Below are 16,658 nucleotides of genomic sequence, written 5' to 3'. Positions count from 1 at the left end.
TGGATGTGAGCAAACGAGCCTTTAACTTCTGCGCAGGTCCCGCTGCGCTGCCTGAAGCTGTCCTGTTGCGTGCCCAGTCCGAGATGCTCGACTGGCACGGCAAGGGTCTGTCGGTCATGGAAATGAGCCATCGTAGCGACGACTATGTGGCCATTGCCGAGAAAGCCGAGCAGGACCTGCGCGACCTGCTGTCCATCCCCTCCAACTACAAAGTGCTGTTCCTGCAGGGCGGCGCGAGCCAGCAGTTCGCCGAGATTCCGCTGAACCTGCTGCCCGAGAACGGCACTGCCGACTATGTCGAAACCGGCATCTGGTCGAAGAAAGCCATCGAAGAAGCACGTCGCTTCGGCAATATCAACGTTGCCGCCAGCGCCAAGCCTTATGACTACCTGGCCATTCCCGGTCAGAACGAGTGGAAACTGACCCCGGGTGCGTCCTATCTGCACTATGCGTCCAACGAAACCATCGGCGGCCTGCAGTTCGACTGGGTTCCCGAGGCCGGTGACGTTCCGCTGGTGGTCGACATGTCCTCCGATATCCTCTCGCGTCCGATCGATGTGTCGCAGTACGGCCTGATCTACGCCGGTGCGCAGAAGAACATCGGCCCGAGCGGTCTGGTGGTGGTGATCGTCCGTGAAGACCTGCTGGGCCGCGCCCGCAGTTCGTGCCCGACCATGCTCGATTACAAGATCTCGGCCGACAACGGTTCGATGTACAACACGCCGGCCACCTATTCCTGGTACCTCTCGGGCCTGGTCTTCGAGTGGCTGAAGGAGCAGGGCGGCGTCGCCGCGATGGAGCAGCGCAACAAGGCGAAGAAAGATCGCCTGTACGGCTTCATCGACAACAGCGACTTCTATACCAACCCGATCAGCACCAATGCCCGTTCCTGGATGAACGTACCGTTCCGTCTGGCAGATGAGCGTCTGGACAAGGCGTTCCTGGCCGGCGCTGACGCCCGCGGCCTGCTCAATCTCAAGGGGCATCGCTCGGTCGGCGGCATGCGTGCCTCGATCTACAACGCCCTGGGTCTGGACGCCGTCGAGGCTCTGGTCGGTTACATGGCTGAATTCGAGAAGGAGCATTCCTGATGTCCGAGCAGGAACTCAAGGCGCTGCGCGTTCGCATCGACAGCCTCGATGAGAAGATCCTCCAGCTGATCAGCGATCGCGCTCGCTGCGCCGAGGAGGTTGCCCGGGTCAAGATGGCCAGTCTGGCCGAAGGCGAGCAGCCGGTGTTCTATCGTCCCGAGCGCGAGGCGCAAGTCCTCAAGCGCGTGATGGAACGCAACAAGGGGCCGCTGGGCAACGAAGAGATGGCGCGGCTGTTCCGCGAAATCATGTCCTCGTGCCTGGCCCTGGAGAATCCGCTGAAAGTGGCCTATCTCGGTCCGGAAGGCACCTTTACCCAAGCGGCGGCCATGAAGCACTTCGGTCACGCGGTGATCAGCAAGCCGATGGCCGCGATCGACGAAGTGTTCCGTGAAGTGGCGGCCGGTGCGGTGAATTTTGGCGTGGTGCCGGTGGAGAACTCCACCGAAGGCGCGGTCAACCATACCCTCGACAGCTTCCTTGAGCACGACATGGTGATCTGCGGCGAAGTGGAGCTGCGGATTCACCACCACCTGTTGGTCGGTGAAAACACCAAGACTGACAGCATCAGCCGTATCTATTCCCACGCCCAGTCGCTGGCCCAGTGCCGCAAGTGGCTGGACGCCCATTACCCGAATGTCGAGCGCGTGGCGGTTGCCAGCAACGCCGAAGCGGCCAAGCGGGTCAAGGGCGAATGGAATTCGGCGGCGATCGCCGGTGACATGGCGGCCGGGCTGTATGGCCTGACCCGTCTGGCGGAGAAGATCGAGGATCGCCCGGACAACTCCACGCGCTTCCTGATGATCGGTAACCAGGAAGTGCCGCCGACCGGCGACGACAAGACCTCGATCATCGTGTCCATGAGCAACAAGCCCGGCGCGCTCCACGAGCTGCTGGTGCCGTTCCATGACAACGGGATTGACCTGACCCGGATCGAAACCCGTCCGTCGCGCAGTGGCAAATGGACCTACGTGTTCTTCATCGACTTCGTCGGCCATCACCGTGATCCGCTGATCAAGGGTGTACTGGAAAAGATCAGTCAGGAAGCAGTAGCACTCAAGGTGCTGGGTTCCTACCCGAAAGCAGTTCTTTAAGGGGCGGTAGCAAATGAGTGGCAACTTCCTCGCTCTGGCACAGCCGGGCGTGCAACAACTTTCGCCATACGTGCCGGGCAAGCCCGTGGACGAACTGGCACGCGAGCTGGATCTGGATCCGGCGAGCATCGTCAAACTGGCGAGCAACGAAAACCCGTTGGGCGCCAGCCCGAAAGCGCTGGCCGCCATCCGCGAAGCGCTGGACGAACTGACCCGCTATCCGGACGGCAACGGTTTCGCGCTCAAATCCCTGCTGGCCGAGCAGTGCCGCGTCGAGCTGAACCAGGTGACTCTGGGCAACGGCTCCAACGACATTCTCGAACTGGTCGCGCGTGCCTATCTGGCGCCGGGCCTGAATGCGGTGTTCAGCGAGCACGCGTTCGCGGTCTATCCGATTGCGACCCAGGCAGTCGGTGCTCAGGCCAAGGTCGTGCCGGCCAAGGACTGGGGCCATGACTTGCCGGCGATGCTGGCCGCCATCGATGCCAACACGCGCGTGGTGTTCATTGCCAACCCGAACAATCCAACCGGTACCTGGTTCGGCGCCGAGGCGCTGGACGATTTCCTGCAGGACGTACCGGAGCACGTGCTGGTGGTGCTGGACGAGGCCTACATCGAATACGCCGAAGGCAGCGATCTGCCGGATGGCCTGGATTTCCTCGCGGCTTATCCGAACCTGCTGGTCTCGCGCACCTTCTCCAAGGCTTATGGCCTGGCGGCACTGCGCGTTGGCTATGGGCTGTCCACCCCGGTGGTGGCAGACGTGCTGAATCGTGTACGCCAGCCGTTCAACGTCAACAGCCTGGCCTTGGCTGCGGCCTGTGCGGCACTGAAGGACGTGGAATACCTGGCGCAGAGCCGTCAACTCAACGAGTCCGGAATGCAACAGCTGGAAGCGGGTTTGCGCGAGTTGGGCCTGAGCTGGATTCCGTCCAAGGGCAACTTCATCTGCATCGATCTCGGTCAGGTGGCGGCTCCGGTGTTCCAGGGCCTGCTGCGCGAAGGCGTGATCGTGCGTCCTGTGGCCAACTACGGCATGCCGAACCATCTGCGGGTGACCATCGGTCTGCCGGCGGAAAACAGCCACTTCCTCGAAGCGCTGCGCAAGGTTCTGGCTCGTGGGTGATGTCACTGCGCTGCAATCTGCTGCACCTATGATCGGGCGCCTGGTGGTGGTCGGTCTGGGGTTGATCGGTGGTTCGTTTGCCAAGGGCTTGCGTGAAAGCGGCGTGTGCCGCGAAGTAGTCGGGGTCGATCTCGACCCGCAATCGCGCAAGCTGGCGGTCGAGTTGGGCGTGGTGGATCGTTGCGAAGATGACCTGGTGGCGGCGTGCCAGGGCGCGGACGTGATTCAGTTGGCGGTCCCGATCCTGGCCATGGAAAAAGTGCTGGCCCGCCTGGCCGGCATGGATCTGGGTCAGGCGATCATCACGGATGTCGGCAGCGCCAAGGGCAATGTGGTGCGCGCGGCGACCGAAGCGTTCGGCGGCATGCCGGCGCGTTTCGTGCCGGGCCATCCGATTGCCGGCTCCGAGCAGAGCGGGGTGGAAGCCTCCAACTCGGAGCTGTTTCGTCGTCACAAGGTGATTCTGACCCCGCTGGAGCAGACCGATCCGGCTGCCCTGGCGGTGGTTGATCGCCTGTGGCGCGAGCTGGGCGCCGACGTCGAGCACATGCAGGTCGAGCGTCACGATGAAGTGCTGGCCGCGACCAGTCATCTGCCGCACCTGCTGGCCTTCGGTCTGGTCGATTCACTGGCCAAGCGCAATGAAAACCTTGAGATCTTCCGTTACGCTGCGGGTGGTTTTCGCGATTTCACAAGAATCGCCGGAAGCGACCCGGTCATGTGGCATGACATCTTTCTCGCCAACCGCGAGGCTGTCCTGCGCACACTCGATACATTTCGCAGCGACCTCGACGCCTTGCGCGACGCGGTCGATGCAGGGGATGGGCACCAATTGTTGGGCGTCTTCACGCGCGCCCGGGTTGCCCGCGAGCATTTCAGTAAAATCCTGGCCCGCAGGGCCTATGTGGACGCTATGAATTCCAACGATCTGATCTTCCTGGCTCAACCTGGTGGCCGCCTGTCCGGTCGGATTCGCGTACCGGGTGACAAATCGATTTCCCACCGTTCGATCATGCTCGGCTCCCTGGCTGATGGCGTCACCGAAGTCGAAGGCTTCCTGGAGGGCGAAGATGCCCTGGCGACCTTGCAGGCGTTTCGCGACATGGGTGTGGTCATCGAAGGCCCGCATCATGGTCGCGTGACCATCCACGGTGTCGGCCTGCACGGCCTGAAACCTGCGCCGGGCCCGATCTATCTGGGCAACTCCGGCACTTCGATGCGCCTGCTGTCCGGCCTGCTGGCCGCGCAGGACTTCGACAGCACCCTGACCGGTGATGCTTCGCTGTCCAAGCGTCCGATGAATCGCGTGGCCAACCCGCTGCGGGAAATGGGCGCCGTGATCGAAACCGCTGCCGACGGTCGTCCGCCGATGACCATTCGCGGCGGTCACAAGCTCAAAGGCCTGACCTACACCATGCCGATGGCCAGTGCTCAGGTGAAATCCTGCCTGCTGCTGGCGGGGCTGTACGCCGAAGGCAAGACCACTGTTACCGAGCCGGCACCTACCCGTGATCATACCGAGCGCATGTTGCGCGGCTTCGGCTATTCGGTGAGCGTCGACGGTGCGACGGCATCGGTCGAGTCCGGCGGCAAGCTGACCGCGACCCACATCGAAGTGCCAGGCGACATCTCGTCGTCGGCATTCTTCCTGGTGGCGGCGTCGATCGCCGAAGGTTCCGAGCTGGTGCTCGAGCACGTCGGCATCAACCCGACCCGTACCGGCGTGATCGACATCCTGCGCCTGATGGGCGCCGATATCACCCTGGAAAACCAGCGTGAAGTGGGCGGCGAGCCAGTAGCGGATCTTCGCGTGCGAGCAGCTAAACTCAAGGGTATCGAGATTCCGGAAGCGCTGGTTCCACTGGCGATCGACGAATTCCCGGTACTGTTCGTGGCTGCAGCCTGTGCCGAAGGGCGCACCGTGCTGACCGGCGCCGAAGAGCTGCGGGTCAAGGAATCGGATCGTATCCAGGTCATGGCGGACGGTTTGCTGGCGCTCGGCGTCAAGTGCGAACCGACCCCGGACGGCATCATTATCGACGGCGGCCAGATCGGCGGCGGCGAAGTGCACGGTCATGGCGATCACCGTATCGCGATGGCTTTCAGCGTGGCCTCGCTGCGCGCCTCTGCACCGATCCGCATCCATGATTGCGCCAACGTCGCGACATCGTTCCCGAACTTCCTGGCGCTGTGCGCGCAGGTCGGCATTCGTGTGGCGCAAGAGGCTCAGTCGTGAACAACATTGCTCCGGTCATCACCATCGATGGGCCAAGCGGCTCGGGCAAAGGCACCGTAGCCGGGATTTTGGCCAAGCGTCTGGGCTGGAATCTGCTGGATTCCGGTGCGCTGTATCGCCTGTTGGCGTTTGCTGCGCACAACCATGGTGTCGACCTGACCAATGAAGAACTGCTGAAAAAACTCGCCGCTCATCTGGATGTGCAGTTTATTGCAGCGACCGACGGTCAGTTGCAGCGCATCATTCTGGAAGGTGATGAAGTCAGCGATGTCATCCGCACCGAGAGCGTCGGTTCCGGCGCTTCCCAGGTGGCTGCATTGCCGGCCGTGCGCGAGGCGCTGCTTCAACGCCAGCGTGCTTTCCAGGAAGCACCGGGTCTGGTGGCCGATGGTCGCGACATGGGAACGGTGGTGTTTCCGAATGCGCCTTTGAAGATTTTCCTGACCGCCAGTGCCGAGGAGCGGGCGCGCCGTCGATATTTGCAGTTGAAGGGCAAAGTCGAGGGTGTTAGTCTGTCGAGTCTGCTAGATGAGATCCGTGCGCGCGACGAGCGTGATACCCAGCGAGCGGTGGCCCCGCTCAAGCCGGCGGCCGACGCCATACAGCTGGATTCCACGGAGTTGTCCATCGATCAGGTGCTTGAACGCATCATGAGCGAGATCGCCATTCGCGATATCGCCGGGTGACCAAGAAGGCCACAGGGGACCAGTCATAGTCCTGCGGTGCTTCTTTTTAATGAAACTAACCCACATTGTCTGGGATGTGGAGATGGGCGTACTTTTTCGCCCTAATCAACAGGAATTAAAATGAGCGAAAGCTTTGCGGAACTCTTTGAAGAAAGCCTAAAGACCCTGAACCTTCAGGCAGGCTCCATCATCACCGGTGTTATCGTTGATATCGATTACCAGGCTCGCTGGGTAACCGTTCACGCTGGCTTGAAGTCCGAAGCACTGATCCCTCTGGAGCAGTTCTACAACGACGCTGGCGAACTGAACATCAACGTCGGTGACGAAGTTCACGTTGCTCTGGACTCGGTTGAAGACGGTTTCGGTGAAACCAAGCTGTCCCGTGAAAAAGCCAAGCGCGCTGAATGCTGGATCGTTCTGGAAGCAGCCTTCGCAGCTGAGGAAGTGGTCAAGGGCGTTATCAACGGTAAGGTTAAAGGCGGCTTCACTGTCGACGTTAACGGCATCCGTGCGTTCCTGCCAGGTTCCCTGGTTGACGTCCGTCCAGTGCGCGACACCACGCATCTGGAAGGCAAAGAGCTGGAATTCAAGGTCATCAAGCTGGACCAGAAGCGCAACAACGTTGTCGTTTCCCGTCGCAGCGTCCTGGAAGCCGAGAACTCCGCCGAGCGTGAAGCTCTGCTGGAATCCCTGCAGGAAGGCCAGCAAGTCAAAGGTATCGTCAAAAACCTCACCGATTACGGCGCATTCGTCGATCTGGGTGGCGTGGACGGCCTGCTGCACATCACCGACATGGCGTGGAAGCGTATCAAGCACCCTTCCGAAATCGTCAATGTTGGCGACGAGATCGACGTCAAGGTTCTGAAGTACGATCGCGAGCGCAATCGTGTTTCCCTGGGCCTGAAGCAACTGGGCGAAGATCCATGGGTTGCTATCAAAGCCCGTTACCCAGAAAGCACTCGCGTTACCGCTCGTGTAACCAACCTGACCGACTACGGCTGCTTCGCTGAGCTGGAAGAAGGCGTTGAAGGTCTGGTACACGTTTCGGAAATGGACTGGACCAACAAGAACATCCACCCTTCGAAAGTCGTACAAGTCGGCGACGAAGTGGAAGTCATGGTTCTGGACATCGACGAAGAGCGTCGTCGTATCTCCCTGGGCATCAAGCAGTGCAAGTCGAACCCATGGGAAGACTTCTCTGGCCAGTTCAACAAGGGCGACAAGATCTCCGGCACCATCAAGTCGATCACCGATTTCGGTATCTTCATTGGTCTGGACGGCGGCATCGACGGTCTGGTTCACCTGTCCGACATCTCCTGGAACGAAGTGGGCGAAGAAGCCGTGCGTCGTTTCAAGAAGGGCGACGAGCTGGACACCGTTATCCTGTCGGTTGACCCGGAGCGTGAGCGTATCTCCCTGGGTATCAAGCAGCTGGAAAGCGATCCGTTCTCCGAGTACGTCTCGGTTAACGACAAAGGCGCAATCGTTACTGGCACCGTGAAAGAAGTTGACGCCAAAGGCGCCATCATCGTTCTGGCCGACGATATCGAAGCGACTCTGAAAGCCTCCGAAATCAGCCGTGACCGCGTTGAAGACGCGCGCAACGTTCTGAAAGAAGGCCAGCAAGTAGAAGCCAAGATCATCAGCGTTGATCGCAAGAGCCGCGTAATCCAGCTCTCGATCAAGTCGAAAGACGATGCTGAAGAGAAAGAAGCCATCCAGAGCCTGAAAGCAGCTCCGGAAGGTGAAGCAGCTGACACCACTATGGCGGCACTGCTGCGTCAAGCAATGGCCAAACAGAACTGAGTTCTGTCTGATCATTAAAAAGGGCGACTTCGGTCGCCCTTTTTTGTGCCTGCGATTCAGTGGTCGGTCAGGGGTGTGGTGCGCCAGCGAAACCAATCGAGTTTCTAAGTGGTCTGTTTCTTTATTGGGATCAATCGCCTGTTAGCAGCTAGGCTTGGTTTGAGATCGCAGTAGTCGGGCTGCCGGCCTGGCATAAGGAAATGAATGAACAAGCTGATTGTCTTGATGGGTGCACTGGCATTGGCCGGTTGCGTCACAAATGCAAAGACTCACGCGGCGCGTGGAGTCAGCGGTATCGAAGTTGATTGCTCCGGTCTGGGGTCTGGTTGGGAGAAGTGTCAAAAGCGCGCGGCAAAGGAGTGTAAGGGGGCGGGCTATAAGGTTGTTACTCGATCCGATGATGCGAAGGATGAGGATGGGTTTCCGTTCGGCTTCAATCCTGCAGGGTTCGTGACTCGAACCATGCTGGTGATTTGTCGTTAGGTTCGGGCTGATCTGTCCGGAGTGGTTGGGTGTCCGGAAAACAGGCCTTTCGATGCGGTGAAAGATATGTCAACCCCTGGGCTGTTCAAATTCTTCCGGGCGTGCTAAAACCTTTCAAGCGCTGATCTAGCTGCTTGAAAAAGAAGGGAAAAATATGACGAAGTCGGAGTTGATCGAACGAATTGTCACCCATCAAGGGCTGCTCTCATCGAAGGATGTGGAGTTGGCCATCAAGACTATGCTTGAGCAAATGTCCCAATGTCTGGCCACTGGCGATCGCATCGAGATCCGTGGTTTTGGCAGCTTTTCCCTGCACTATCGCGCACCGCGCGTGGGGCGTAATCCAAAGACCGGTCAGTCTGTCAGTCTCGACGGAAAGTTCGTTCCGCATTTCAAGCCTGGAAAAGAGCTGCGTGATCGAGTGAATGACGAAGAGGAGGAGGGGGTTTGACGGCCGCTATCAAACCGGGAGTTGCTTATGCGTAACTTCAAGCGCCTGTTTCTGGGTATTTTCATTCTTTTACTTGTGTTGGTGATTCTGGCTTTTGTCCTTGAGAATCAGCAATCGGTTTCCCTGTTGTTTCTCGGGTGGTCGGGGCCTGCACTTCCAGTGTCCTTGATAGTCGTCACGGCGTTGCTCGTCGGTATGCTGATCGGGCCGATCCTGGGGTGGCTTCTTGGACGTTCGTCCAGAATTCTGAGAAAGCGTCTGGTATAGAGCTGATTGCAGCGGGGCGTTTGTCGAATTGCTCCGTCGCATGGCTTTATCCATTAGTAAAACGTTAATTAAGCTGTAAAATGCATCCCTTGTTCGATAGTGGCTTGACCCCGCATCGATTCAGACTGACTTTGACAGAGGCCGTATCTTTGACGGCTTTTGCATTCATGGATTAGACAGCGCTCGTTTGGGAGCGCAGTCCGCAGCTCAAGGGTATGGTTTCGCGTGAAAATTCTAGTTACCGGCGGCGCCGGGTTTATCGGCTCGGCTGTCATCCGTCACATCATTTCCAACACTAACGACGCTGTCGTCAACGTCGATAAGCTGACTTACGCCGGTAACCTGGAGTCGCTGGCCGAGGTGAGTCAGAACTCGCGTTATGCGTTTGAGCGCGTCGATATCTGCGATCGCGAGCAGATCGACCGTGTTCTGCGTGAGCATCAGCCGGATGCCATCATGCATCTCGCGGCCGAGTCCCACGTTGATCGCTCGATTTCCGGCCCTTCGGAGTTCATCCAGACCAATATCATCGGTACTTACACGTTGCTTGAGGCTGCGCGCCACTATTGGGCAGCGTTGGATGATGCGCGCAAGGCTGCTTTCCGTTTTCATCATATTTCTACGGATGAGGTTTACGGCGACCTGGAAGGTCCAGAGGATCTCTTTACCGAAACTACCCCGTATCAGCCAAGTTCGCCGTACTCGGCCAGCAAGGCCAGCTCCGATCACCTGGTTCGTGCCTGGGCCCGTACGTACGGTCTGCCGACCCTGGTTACCAACTGCTCGAACAACTATGGCCCTTGCCACTTCCCGGAGAAACTGATCCCGCTGATCATTCTCAATGCGCTGGAAGGCAAGCCTTTGCCGGTTTATGGCAAGGGTAATCAGGTTCGAGACTGGCTGTATGTCGAGGATCATGCCCGCGCCCTGTACAAGGTCGTGACTGAAGGCGTTATCGGCGAGACCTATAACATCGGCGGTCATAACGAAAAGCAAAACATCGAAGTGGTGAACACTTTGTGTGCTCTGCTCGACGAGTTGCGTCCTGATTCCCTGCATCGTCCACATGCCAAGCTGATCACTTACGTTCAGGATCGTCCGGGCCATGACCAGCGCTACGCGATCGATGCGAGCAAAATCCAGCGGGAGCTGGGCTGGACCCCGGAAGAAACCTTTGATTCCGGCATCCGCAAGACCGTTGAGTGGTACTTGAACAACTCTGAGTGGGTGGAGCACGTCAAGAGCGGCAGCTATCAGCAGTGGATCGATCAGAATTATGCGGATCGCTCGAATCAGGCATGAAGATTCTTCTGCTGGGTAAGAATGGGCAGGTGGGGTGGGAGCTGCAACGCTCACTTGCTCCGCTTGGCGAGCTGATTGCGCTGGATCGGCAGACGATTGATGGTTTGTGCGGTGATCTGGCAAATCTGTCGGCCTTGCGTGACACCATCGATCAGGTCCGGCCGGATGTGATCGTCAATGCAGCCGCCTACAATGCGGTTGACAAGGCGGAGTCGGAATCCGAGCTGGCTCTGCGGGTCAACGGTCAGGCGATCCAGGTGATGGCCGAAGAGGCTGTGCGCCTGGGTGCCTGGCTCGTTCACTATTCCACGGACTATGTGTTTGACGGCAAGGGTCAGACGCCATGGCAGGAAAGCGATGTTCCCGCGCCGTTGAATCGCTATGGCGAAAGCAAGCTTGCTGGAGAGATGGCGATCCAGGCGTCGGGGTGCAAGCACCTGATTTTTCGCACCAGTTGGGTTTTTGCAGCGCGAGGCCAGAACTTTGCCAAGACCATGTTGCGTCTGGCAAGGGAGCGTCAAGAGCTGAATGTCATCAATGACCAGGTGGGGGCGCCGACCGGTGCTGAACTGATCGCTGATGTCACCGCCCTTGCGCTGCAGCAAGCGTTGACCCGGCCTGAGCTGGCGGGTTTGTATCATCTGGCCGCCGCAGGGGAGGTTTCCTGGCACGGTTACGCCCGGCATGTGCTTGATTTTGCCAAGGCCAGCGGTGAAGAGCTGGCTGTTCAGATGATCAATCCGATCGATGCCGTCGCCTACCCGACTCCCGCTCGTCGTCCGCTGAATTCGCGATTGAATACTCAGAAACTGCGCACCAATTTTTCTCTACACTTGCCGGACTGGCAAAGTGGTGTAACTCGAATGCTTAGGGAAGTTCTAAACAAATGATAACGACAAATCGTAAAGGCATCATCCTCGCTGGCGGATCGGGCACTCGCCTGCACCCGCTTACTCTGGGTGTGTCCAAGCAGATGCTGCCGATTTACGACAAGCCGATGATCTTCTATCCGCTGTCGGTGCTGATGCTTGCGGGCATGCGCGAAATCCTGATCATTTCCACTCCGGAAGATCTGCCGAACTTCAAAAAGCTGCTCGGTGACGGCAGCTTGTACGGCATCAAGCTGACCTATGCGGAACAACCTAGCCCGGATGGTCTGGCGCAAGCGTTCATCATCGGCGAAGAGTTCATCGGCAAGGACCCTTGCTGCCTGATTCTGGGTGACAACATCTTCTACGGCCAGCATTTCTCGGACAACCTGCGCTCTGCCAGTTCGCAGCAGTCCGGTGCTACCGTGTTCGGTTACCACGTATCCGATCCAGAGCGCTTCGGTGTGGTCGAATTCGATGAAACGGGTCGGGCGCTGAGCATTGAAGAGAAACCGTTGAAGCCGAAGTCCAACTACGCGGTGACGGGGCTGTATTTCTACGACAATCAGGTTGTCGAGATCGCCAAGAATATCAAGCCGTCCGAGCGTGGCGAGCTGGAAATTACCGATGTGAACAGCGCCTATCTCAATCAGAAGTCGCTCAACGTCGAGATGCTTGGTCGTGGATTCGCCTGGCTTGATACCGGTACTCACGACTCGTTGCTGGAAGCCAGTCACTTCGTGCATACCATCGAGCAGCGTCAGGGCTTGAAAGTGGCGTGCCTGGAAGAGATTGCCTACAACAACAAATGGATCACTGCCGAGCAGTTGAAGGCTCAGGCGGATGCACTGAAGAAAACAGGTTACGGCCAGTATTTGCAGAAACTGCTGGACTCGCCTTCTCGCTGATTTGAAAGCGAAGAGCTTTCAATCGATGCGTACAAATGCTGCAAGCAGGAATGGCATGCCAGTAAAACATCCGAAGATCGCGGTTTTGCTGGCAGCCTATAATGGCATGCAGTGGATCGAGGAGCAGTTGGCCTCGATCCTTGACCAGTCTGGCGTCGATGTCACTGTATATATCAGTGTTGACTTGTCCGATGACGGTACCGAAGCGTGGTGCGAGGCATTCGCAGCTCTCGACGATCGTGTGATTCTCTTGCCGCCCGCCGGTCGTTTTGGTGGGGCTGCACGCAACTTTTTTCGCTTGATTCGCGATGTCGATCCGCACGGTTACGATGCGGTAGCCTTTGCCGATCAGGATGATATCTGGCAACCCGACAAGCTTTTGCGTGCGACTCAGCAGATCGCTTCTCGCGGTGTCGATGCTTATTCAAGCAATGTCACGGCTTTCTGGCCGGATGGAAAAACGGTCCTTCTTGACAAGAGCCAGCCGCAAGTTGCCTGGGATTTTCTGTTCGAGGCAGCGGGGCCGGGCTGTACCTACGTGTTCAGCCCGGCGCTCGCGGGTTCGCTGCGCCAGCAGGTCGTTTGCGACTGGGAGTCGTTGCAGCAGGTCACGCTGCATGACTGGTACAGCTATGCGTTTGCCCGAAGTCATGGGTTCGAATGGTTTATCGATTCCCACTCCAGCATGCTTTATCGGCAGCACGAGAATAATCAGGTCGGGGCCAATACGGGGTTGGCATCGTTGTTTCAGCGCTATGTCACTATTCATGAAGGGTGGTGGTTCAAGCAGGTCAGAACAATCGCGCAGCTTGTCGGAGTAGGTAATGCGCCATTTGTCAGAAGCTGGTTGAAGTTGAGGCGGCGCGATCTGCTATTGCTTTCGGTCCGGGGAGGGCAGTGCCGGCGCCGGTTTCGGGACAAGGTTTTATTCTTTTTTGTGTGCTGTCTTACGGCTGTGATCGGTACGAAATCCTGATCGGGCCTTGAATGCCTTTTGTGTTTTTAACGGGCGTGCTTGAAGCCTAACAATCGATGATGAAAGTTCTCTATAATCGCGCGCTTCGTGAAAGGATCGAATGGAGCAGGTGTGGCGTGAGGCACTGGAGATGATTCGGGGCCCGTGGCCGGCGTTTAATTGAAATGGAGCATACAGTGTCAAGCCCAATATCAGCGGATGCGGCGAATTCCAGTCCGGATTTTGGCGCAGTCGAAGTGCCATCGAAGGATGAATCTGTCGCGATCCTGATGTGCTCTTACAATGGTGATCGATTCCTTGCTGAGCAATTGGCGTCTATTGAGCATCAGGATCACACGCGGTGGCACTTGTTTGTTTCCGATGACGGTTCGACCGATTCGACACTGGATGTTCTCAAGGCTTTTCAGGCGCGCCATGGAACAGAAAAAGTCTCTTTGCTTTCCGGGCCTCAAACAGGGTTCGCCGATAATTTCATGTCGGTCACCTGTATGGAAACGGTCAGTGCTGATTTCTACGCCTGGTCGGATCAGGATGATATCTGGTCTCGCGACAAGCTGAGTTCCGCTTTGGCGTGGTTGCGCCAGGTGCCGGTTGAGGTGCCTGCGCTGTACGCCTCTCGGACAACGGTGGTCAATGAGTCCGGTGCGGATGTTGGCAGTACGCCAGCGTTCTCCCGCGCTTTCGGCTTTCCCAATGCGCTTGTGCAGAACGTCGCTGCCGGAAATACCATGGTCTTCAACCGGGCGGCACATGAGCTGCTGAAGGCTGGACCGTCTCAGGGCATTGTGGCTCATGACTGGTGGGCCTATCTGCTTGTGACTGGAGCGGGGGGGCGGTTCTATTTCGATCAGGTTCCGCGTCTTTTCTACCGTCAGCATCAGTCAAACTCTATTGGTGCCAATGCTGGTTTCATGGCGGCATTGATGCGCATTCACAAGCTGTTTCAAGGGCGTCTCAGAGGCTGGATCGATCAGAACATCTGCGCTCTGGATGCTGTCGAATTTCTTCTTACAGAAAAAAATCGCGAGGTGCTTCGTCGATTCAAGGCGGCTCGTAGTCAAAGCATGCCTTGTCGTTTGATCAAGATGTGGCGCTCGGGCGTTTATCGACAGACGCTCCTCGGTAATCTGGGACTGATAGTGGCAACCATTTTCAAAGGAATTTGAGAATGAGTGCTTTCAAAAGGGGTTGAAGATGAGTTTTTTTGAGGTCGCGGGTTAATGCAGAAATTTTCGGCGGCACCTGGCGCCATGTTTACCGGCGTCTGGCAAAATCGCGCACTTATTGTTGCGCTTATCAAGCGGGAGGTCATCGGTCGTTATCGAGGCTCCTTCATGGGCATTCTCTGGTCGTTCTTCAATCCGATCGTGATGCTTGCCATCTATACGTTCGTATTCAGCTACGTTTTCAATTCCCGCTGGGCCGGTGCTAGTGGTTCAAAAGCGGAATTCGCTCTAATACTGTTTGCGGGTTTGATGGTTTTCAACCTGTTTTCCGAGTGCGTGACCAGAGCGCCAAACCTGATCATTTCGAATGCCAATTACGTAAAAAAGGTAGTGTTTCCATTGGAGATATTGCCCTGCGTGATTGCAGGATCCTCCGTGTTTCACGCGTTCGTCAGCTTGATAGTCTGGCTGCTTGCCTACGCGGTGTTTTTTGGCTTGCCGCCGGTTACGGCTCTTTACCTGCCACTGGTTGTTGCGCCTTTGCTGTTGATCATCCTTGGACTTTCCTGGGGATTGGCCTCCATAGGTGTTTACATGCGGGATGTTGCGCATTTCATCGCACTGGTGACAAGCGGCCTGATGTTTCTTGCACCGATCTTTTATCCTGCGACGGCTGTACCGGAGGACTATCGAGGTCTTCTGGCGCTCAATCCGTTGACCATTGTTGTAGAAAATGTCAGGGCCGTTCTGTTTTTTGGACAGGAGCCCGACTGGCAGGCGCTCGGCATCTACGCAGGCGTGGCTATTGCGGTGGCTTACCTCGGGTTCGCCTTCTTCCAGAAGACCAGAAAGGGGTTTGCCGATGTCCTCTGAAATTGCGATAAATCTTCAGAATGTCAGTAAGTGTTATCACATTTATGACAAGCCGCGTGATCGGCTCCTGCAAATGTTCGCCGGTCAGCGCAAGCAGTATTACCGTGAGTTCTGGGCGCTCAAAAACGTTTCCTTCGATATCAAGAAAGGCGAAACCGTCGGTATCGTTGGCCGTAACGGAAGCGGCAAGTCGACATTGCTTCAGGTCATTTGTGGAACGTTGAACCAGAGTGTCGGCGATGTTCAGACCCAGGGCCGGATCGGTGCCCTGCTTGAGCTTGGGTCGGGGTTCAATCCGGAGTTCACCGGGCATGAGAACGTCTACATGAATGCCGCGATTCTCGGATTGAGCCGCGCAGAAGTGGATGAGCGCTATGACGACATTGCCGCTTTTGCCGACATTGGCGAGTTCATTCATCAACCGGTCAAGACTTACTCAAGCGGCATGATCGTACGCTTGGCATTTGCCGTTCAGGCGATGGTTGACCCGGACATCCTGATTGTCGATGAGGCGTTGGCTGTCGGAGATGAGCGCTTTCAGCGCAAGTGCTTTGCGAGACTCGATGAGTTGAAGGCCAAGGGCACTTCAATTTTGTTTGTGTCCCACTCGGGGCCTCAAGTTGTCGAGCTGTGTGATCGGGCGATCTTGATGGAGCGCGGCGAGCGGATCTGCACGGGATCGCCGATGGAAGTCGTACGGGCTTATCAGAAGCTCATCTACGCTCCAGTCGAAGAGCAGCCGCGCTTGATTGAAGAGTTCAAGTCGATTGGCTCCGACAAGATAGTCGCCGAGACCCGGGAGGTGGAGGTGACGCAGGACGTTCCCCCGGAAGATCAGTTCTTTGATGCGGGAATGGTGCCTGAATCGACTACCGTTTATCCGGAGCAGGGTGCCCGGATCGACGCCTTCGAAATTTTCGACAAGCAGGGGCGACGCTGCAATGTGCTTAAGGCTGGTGGGGAATACGATATCGTCATGCGTGGTGTCATCACCGAAAACGTATCACGGATTTTCTTCGCCATGCATGTTCGTACAGTGTCGGGTGTGGTGATAACGGGTCAGCGTTTTCCCGAGGAAGGAAAATATTTTGAATGTGAAGGTGCCGAGCGGGCATTCAGAATTACTTTCAGCTTTCAGATGGTGATGCTGCCCGGCGTATACTTTGTCGGTGGTGGAGTTTGGTCGGAGACTGAGCCCACGTTGTGCCACAGAATTCTGGATGCGATCATGTTCCGGCTCGTATCGGATCAAGGTGCGAGATCTTTCGGTTATATGGATGCGTCTATCGATGAGCCAGCGCTTGAACTGTTCTGAAGGCAAAGC

16 protein-coding genes are annotated in these 16,658 nt (G+C 57.1%); all 16 read left to right on the top strand.

Annotation, left to right across the window (positions count from 1 at the left end; translation table 11 throughout):
* Nucleotides 1-5 precede the first annotated feature (5 nt).
* The 16 genes from serC to J5M72_RS11510 all read left to right on the top strand — a co-directional run bounded on the left by serC (nt 6) and on the right by J5M72_RS11510 (nt 16,649).
* A complete protein-coding gene (serC, locus tag J5M72_RS11585; protein ID WP_169431380.1) occupies nt 6-1,091 on the top strand; it encodes a 3-phosphoserine/phosphohydroxythreonine transaminase in 1,086 nt (361 codons plus the stop codon).
* Complete coding sequence (pheA, locus tag J5M72_RS11580) at nt 1,091-2,185, top strand: prephenate dehydratase (protein ID WP_169431379.1); 1,095 nt, start codon at nt 1,091-1,093, stop codon at nt 2,183-2,185. Before serC ends, pheA begins: the two co-directional genes overlap by 1 nt.
* Nucleotides 2,186-2,198: 13 nt before the next feature.
* Nucleotides 2,199-3,311: a histidinol-phosphate transaminase gene (gene hisC / locus J5M72_RS11575; RefSeq protein ID WP_207865512.1), complete on the top strand. Its 1,113-nt coding sequence runs from the start codon at nt 2,199-2,201 to the stop codon at nt 3,309-3,311.
* A 28-nt stretch (nt 3,312-3,339) separates the two neighbouring features.
* Nucleotides 3,340-5,547 carry a bifunctional prephenate dehydrogenase/3-phosphoshikimate 1-carboxyvinyltransferase gene (locus J5M72_RS11570; protein ID WP_243433297.1) on the top strand — a complete coding sequence of 736 codons (2,208 nt, stop codon included), beginning with the start codon at nt 3,340-3,342 and terminating at the stop codon, nt 5,545-5,547.
* Entirely contained in the window at nt 5,544-6,233 is a 690-nt protein-coding gene (cmk, locus tag J5M72_RS11565) for a (d)CMP kinase (RefSeq protein WP_011335369.1), read from the top strand. Before J5M72_RS11570 ends, cmk begins: the two co-directional genes overlap by 4 nt.
* A gap of 120 nt (nt 6,234-6,353) precedes the next feature.
* Nucleotides 6,354-8,039 carry a 30S ribosomal protein S1 gene (gene rpsA / locus J5M72_RS11560; RefSeq protein WP_007950918.1) on the top strand — a complete coding sequence of 562 codons (1,686 nt, stop codon included), beginning with the start codon at nt 6,354-6,356 and terminating at the stop codon, nt 8,037-8,039.
* A gap of 204 nt (nt 8,040-8,243) precedes the next feature.
* Nucleotides 8,244-8,522, top strand: a complete 279-nt coding sequence (locus J5M72_RS11555) for a hypothetical protein (protein ID WP_169431376.1) — start codon at nt 8,244-8,246, stop codon at nt 8,520-8,522.
* A gap of 154 nt (nt 8,523-8,676) precedes the next feature.
* The gene (gene ihfB, locus J5M72_RS11550) at nt 8,677-8,973 is read left to right on the top strand and encodes an integration host factor subunit beta (RefSeq protein ID WP_169431375.1); all 297 of its coding nucleotides are present in this window, start codon (nt 8,677-8,679) and stop codon (nt 8,971-8,973) included.
* Nucleotides 8,974-9,000: 27 nt separating this feature from the next.
* Nucleotides 9,001-9,240 (top strand): LapA family protein, encoded by a 240-nt coding sequence (locus J5M72_RS11545; protein ID WP_207865510.1) that lies wholly within the window; start codon nt 9,001-9,003, stop codon nt 9,238-9,240.
* Nucleotides 9,241-9,465: 225 nt separating this feature from the next.
* Nucleotides 9,466-10,542: a dTDP-glucose 4,6-dehydratase gene (rfbB, locus tag J5M72_RS11540; RefSeq protein ID WP_207865509.1), complete on the top strand. Its 1,077-nt coding sequence runs from the start codon at nt 9,466-9,468 to the stop codon at nt 10,540-10,542.
* Nucleotides 10,539-11,432 carry a dTDP-4-dehydrorhamnose reductase gene (rfbD, locus tag J5M72_RS11535; RefSeq protein ID WP_207865508.1) on the top strand — a complete coding sequence of 298 codons (894 nt, stop codon included), beginning with the start codon at nt 10,539-10,541 and terminating at the stop codon, nt 11,430-11,432. The genes rfbB and rfbD overlap by 4 nt, the downstream gene beginning before the upstream one ends.
* On the top strand, nt 11,429-12,319 hold the full coding sequence (rfbA, locus tag J5M72_RS11530; RefSeq protein ID WP_169431371.1) for a glucose-1-phosphate thymidylyltransferase RfbA: 891 nt from the start codon (nt 11,429-11,431) through the stop codon (nt 12,317-12,319). Before rfbD ends, rfbA begins: the two co-directional genes overlap by 4 nt.
* A gap of 55 nt (nt 12,320-12,374) precedes the next feature.
* Nucleotides 12,375-13,295, top strand: coding sequence for a glycosyltransferase (locus tag J5M72_RS11525; RefSeq protein ID WP_169431370.1), 921 nt, complete (start codon nt 12,375-12,377; stop codon nt 13,293-13,295).
* Between the two features lie 176 nt (nt 13,296-13,471).
* Nucleotides 13,472-14,461 carry a glycosyltransferase family 2 protein gene (locus tag J5M72_RS11520; RefSeq protein WP_207865507.1) on the top strand — a complete coding sequence of 330 codons (990 nt, stop codon included), beginning with the start codon at nt 13,472-13,474 and terminating at the stop codon, nt 14,459-14,461.
* A 54-nt stretch (nt 14,462-14,515) separates the two neighbouring features.
* The gene (locus tag J5M72_RS11515) at nt 14,516-15,334 is read left to right on the top strand and encodes an ABC transporter permease (protein ID WP_169431368.1); all 819 of its coding nucleotides are present in this window, start codon (nt 14,516-14,518) and stop codon (nt 15,332-15,334) included.
* Nucleotides 15,324-16,649: an ABC transporter ATP-binding protein gene (locus J5M72_RS11510; protein ID WP_207865506.1), complete on the top strand. Its 1,326-nt coding sequence runs from the start codon at nt 15,324-15,326 to the stop codon at nt 16,647-16,649. Before J5M72_RS11515 ends, J5M72_RS11510 begins: the two co-directional genes overlap by 11 nt.
* The last annotated feature ends 9 nt before the right edge of the window (nt 16,650-16,658 follow it).

Origin of the sequence: Pseudomonas sp. 58(2021) (genome assembly GCF_017491585.1) — a bacterium.
GTDB lineage: Bacteria > Pseudomonadota > Gammaproteobacteria > Pseudomonadales > Pseudomonadaceae > Aquipseudomonas > Aquipseudomonas fluorescens_BT.
This window is presented reverse-complemented; position numbering and strand designations above follow the sequence as displayed.

Bases quoted from the DNA above. Each gene is read 5' to 3' on its own strand.
- hisC (WP_207865512.1), top strand. From the start codon at position 2,199: ATGAGTGGCAACTTCCTCGCTCTGGCACAGCCGGGCGTGCAACAACTT.
- J5M72_RS11515 (WP_169431368.1), top strand. From the start codon at position 14,516: ATGCAGAAATTTTCGGCGGCACCTGGCGCCATGTTTACCGGCGTCTGG.
- J5M72_RS11555 (WP_169431376.1), top strand. From the start codon at position 8,244: ATGAACAAGCTGATTGTCTTGATGGGTGCACTGGCATTGGCCGGTTGC.
- J5M72_RS11510 (WP_207865506.1), top strand. From the start codon at position 15,324: ATGTCCTCTGAAATTGCGATAAATCTTCAGAATGTCAGTAAGTGTTAT.
- rpsA (WP_007950918.1), top strand. From the start codon at position 6,354: ATGAGCGAAAGCTTTGCGGAACTCTTTGAAGAAAGCCTAAAGACCCTG.
- J5M72_RS11570 (WP_243433297.1), top strand. From the start codon at position 3,340: ATGATCGGGCGCCTGGTGGTGGTCGGTCTGGGGTTGATCGGTGGTTCG.
- rfbA (WP_169431371.1), top strand. From the start codon at position 11,429: ATGATAACGACAAATCGTAAAGGCATCATCCTCGCTGGCGGATCGGGC.
- J5M72_RS11525 (WP_169431370.1), top strand. From the start codon at position 12,375: ATGCCAGTAAAACATCCGAAGATCGCGGTTTTGCTGGCAGCCTATAAT.
- pheA (WP_169431379.1), top strand. From the start codon at position 1,091: ATGTCCGAGCAGGAACTCAAGGCGCTGCGCGTTCGCATCGACAGCCTC.
- ihfB (WP_169431375.1), top strand. From the start codon at position 8,677: ATGACGAAGTCGGAGTTGATCGAACGAATTGTCACCCATCAAGGGCTG.
- J5M72_RS11545 (WP_207865510.1), top strand. From the start codon at position 9,001: ATGCGTAACTTCAAGCGCCTGTTTCTGGGTATTTTCATTCTTTTACTT.
- rfbD (WP_207865508.1), top strand. From the start codon at position 10,539: ATGAAGATTCTTCTGCTGGGTAAGAATGGGCAGGTGGGGTGGGAGCTG.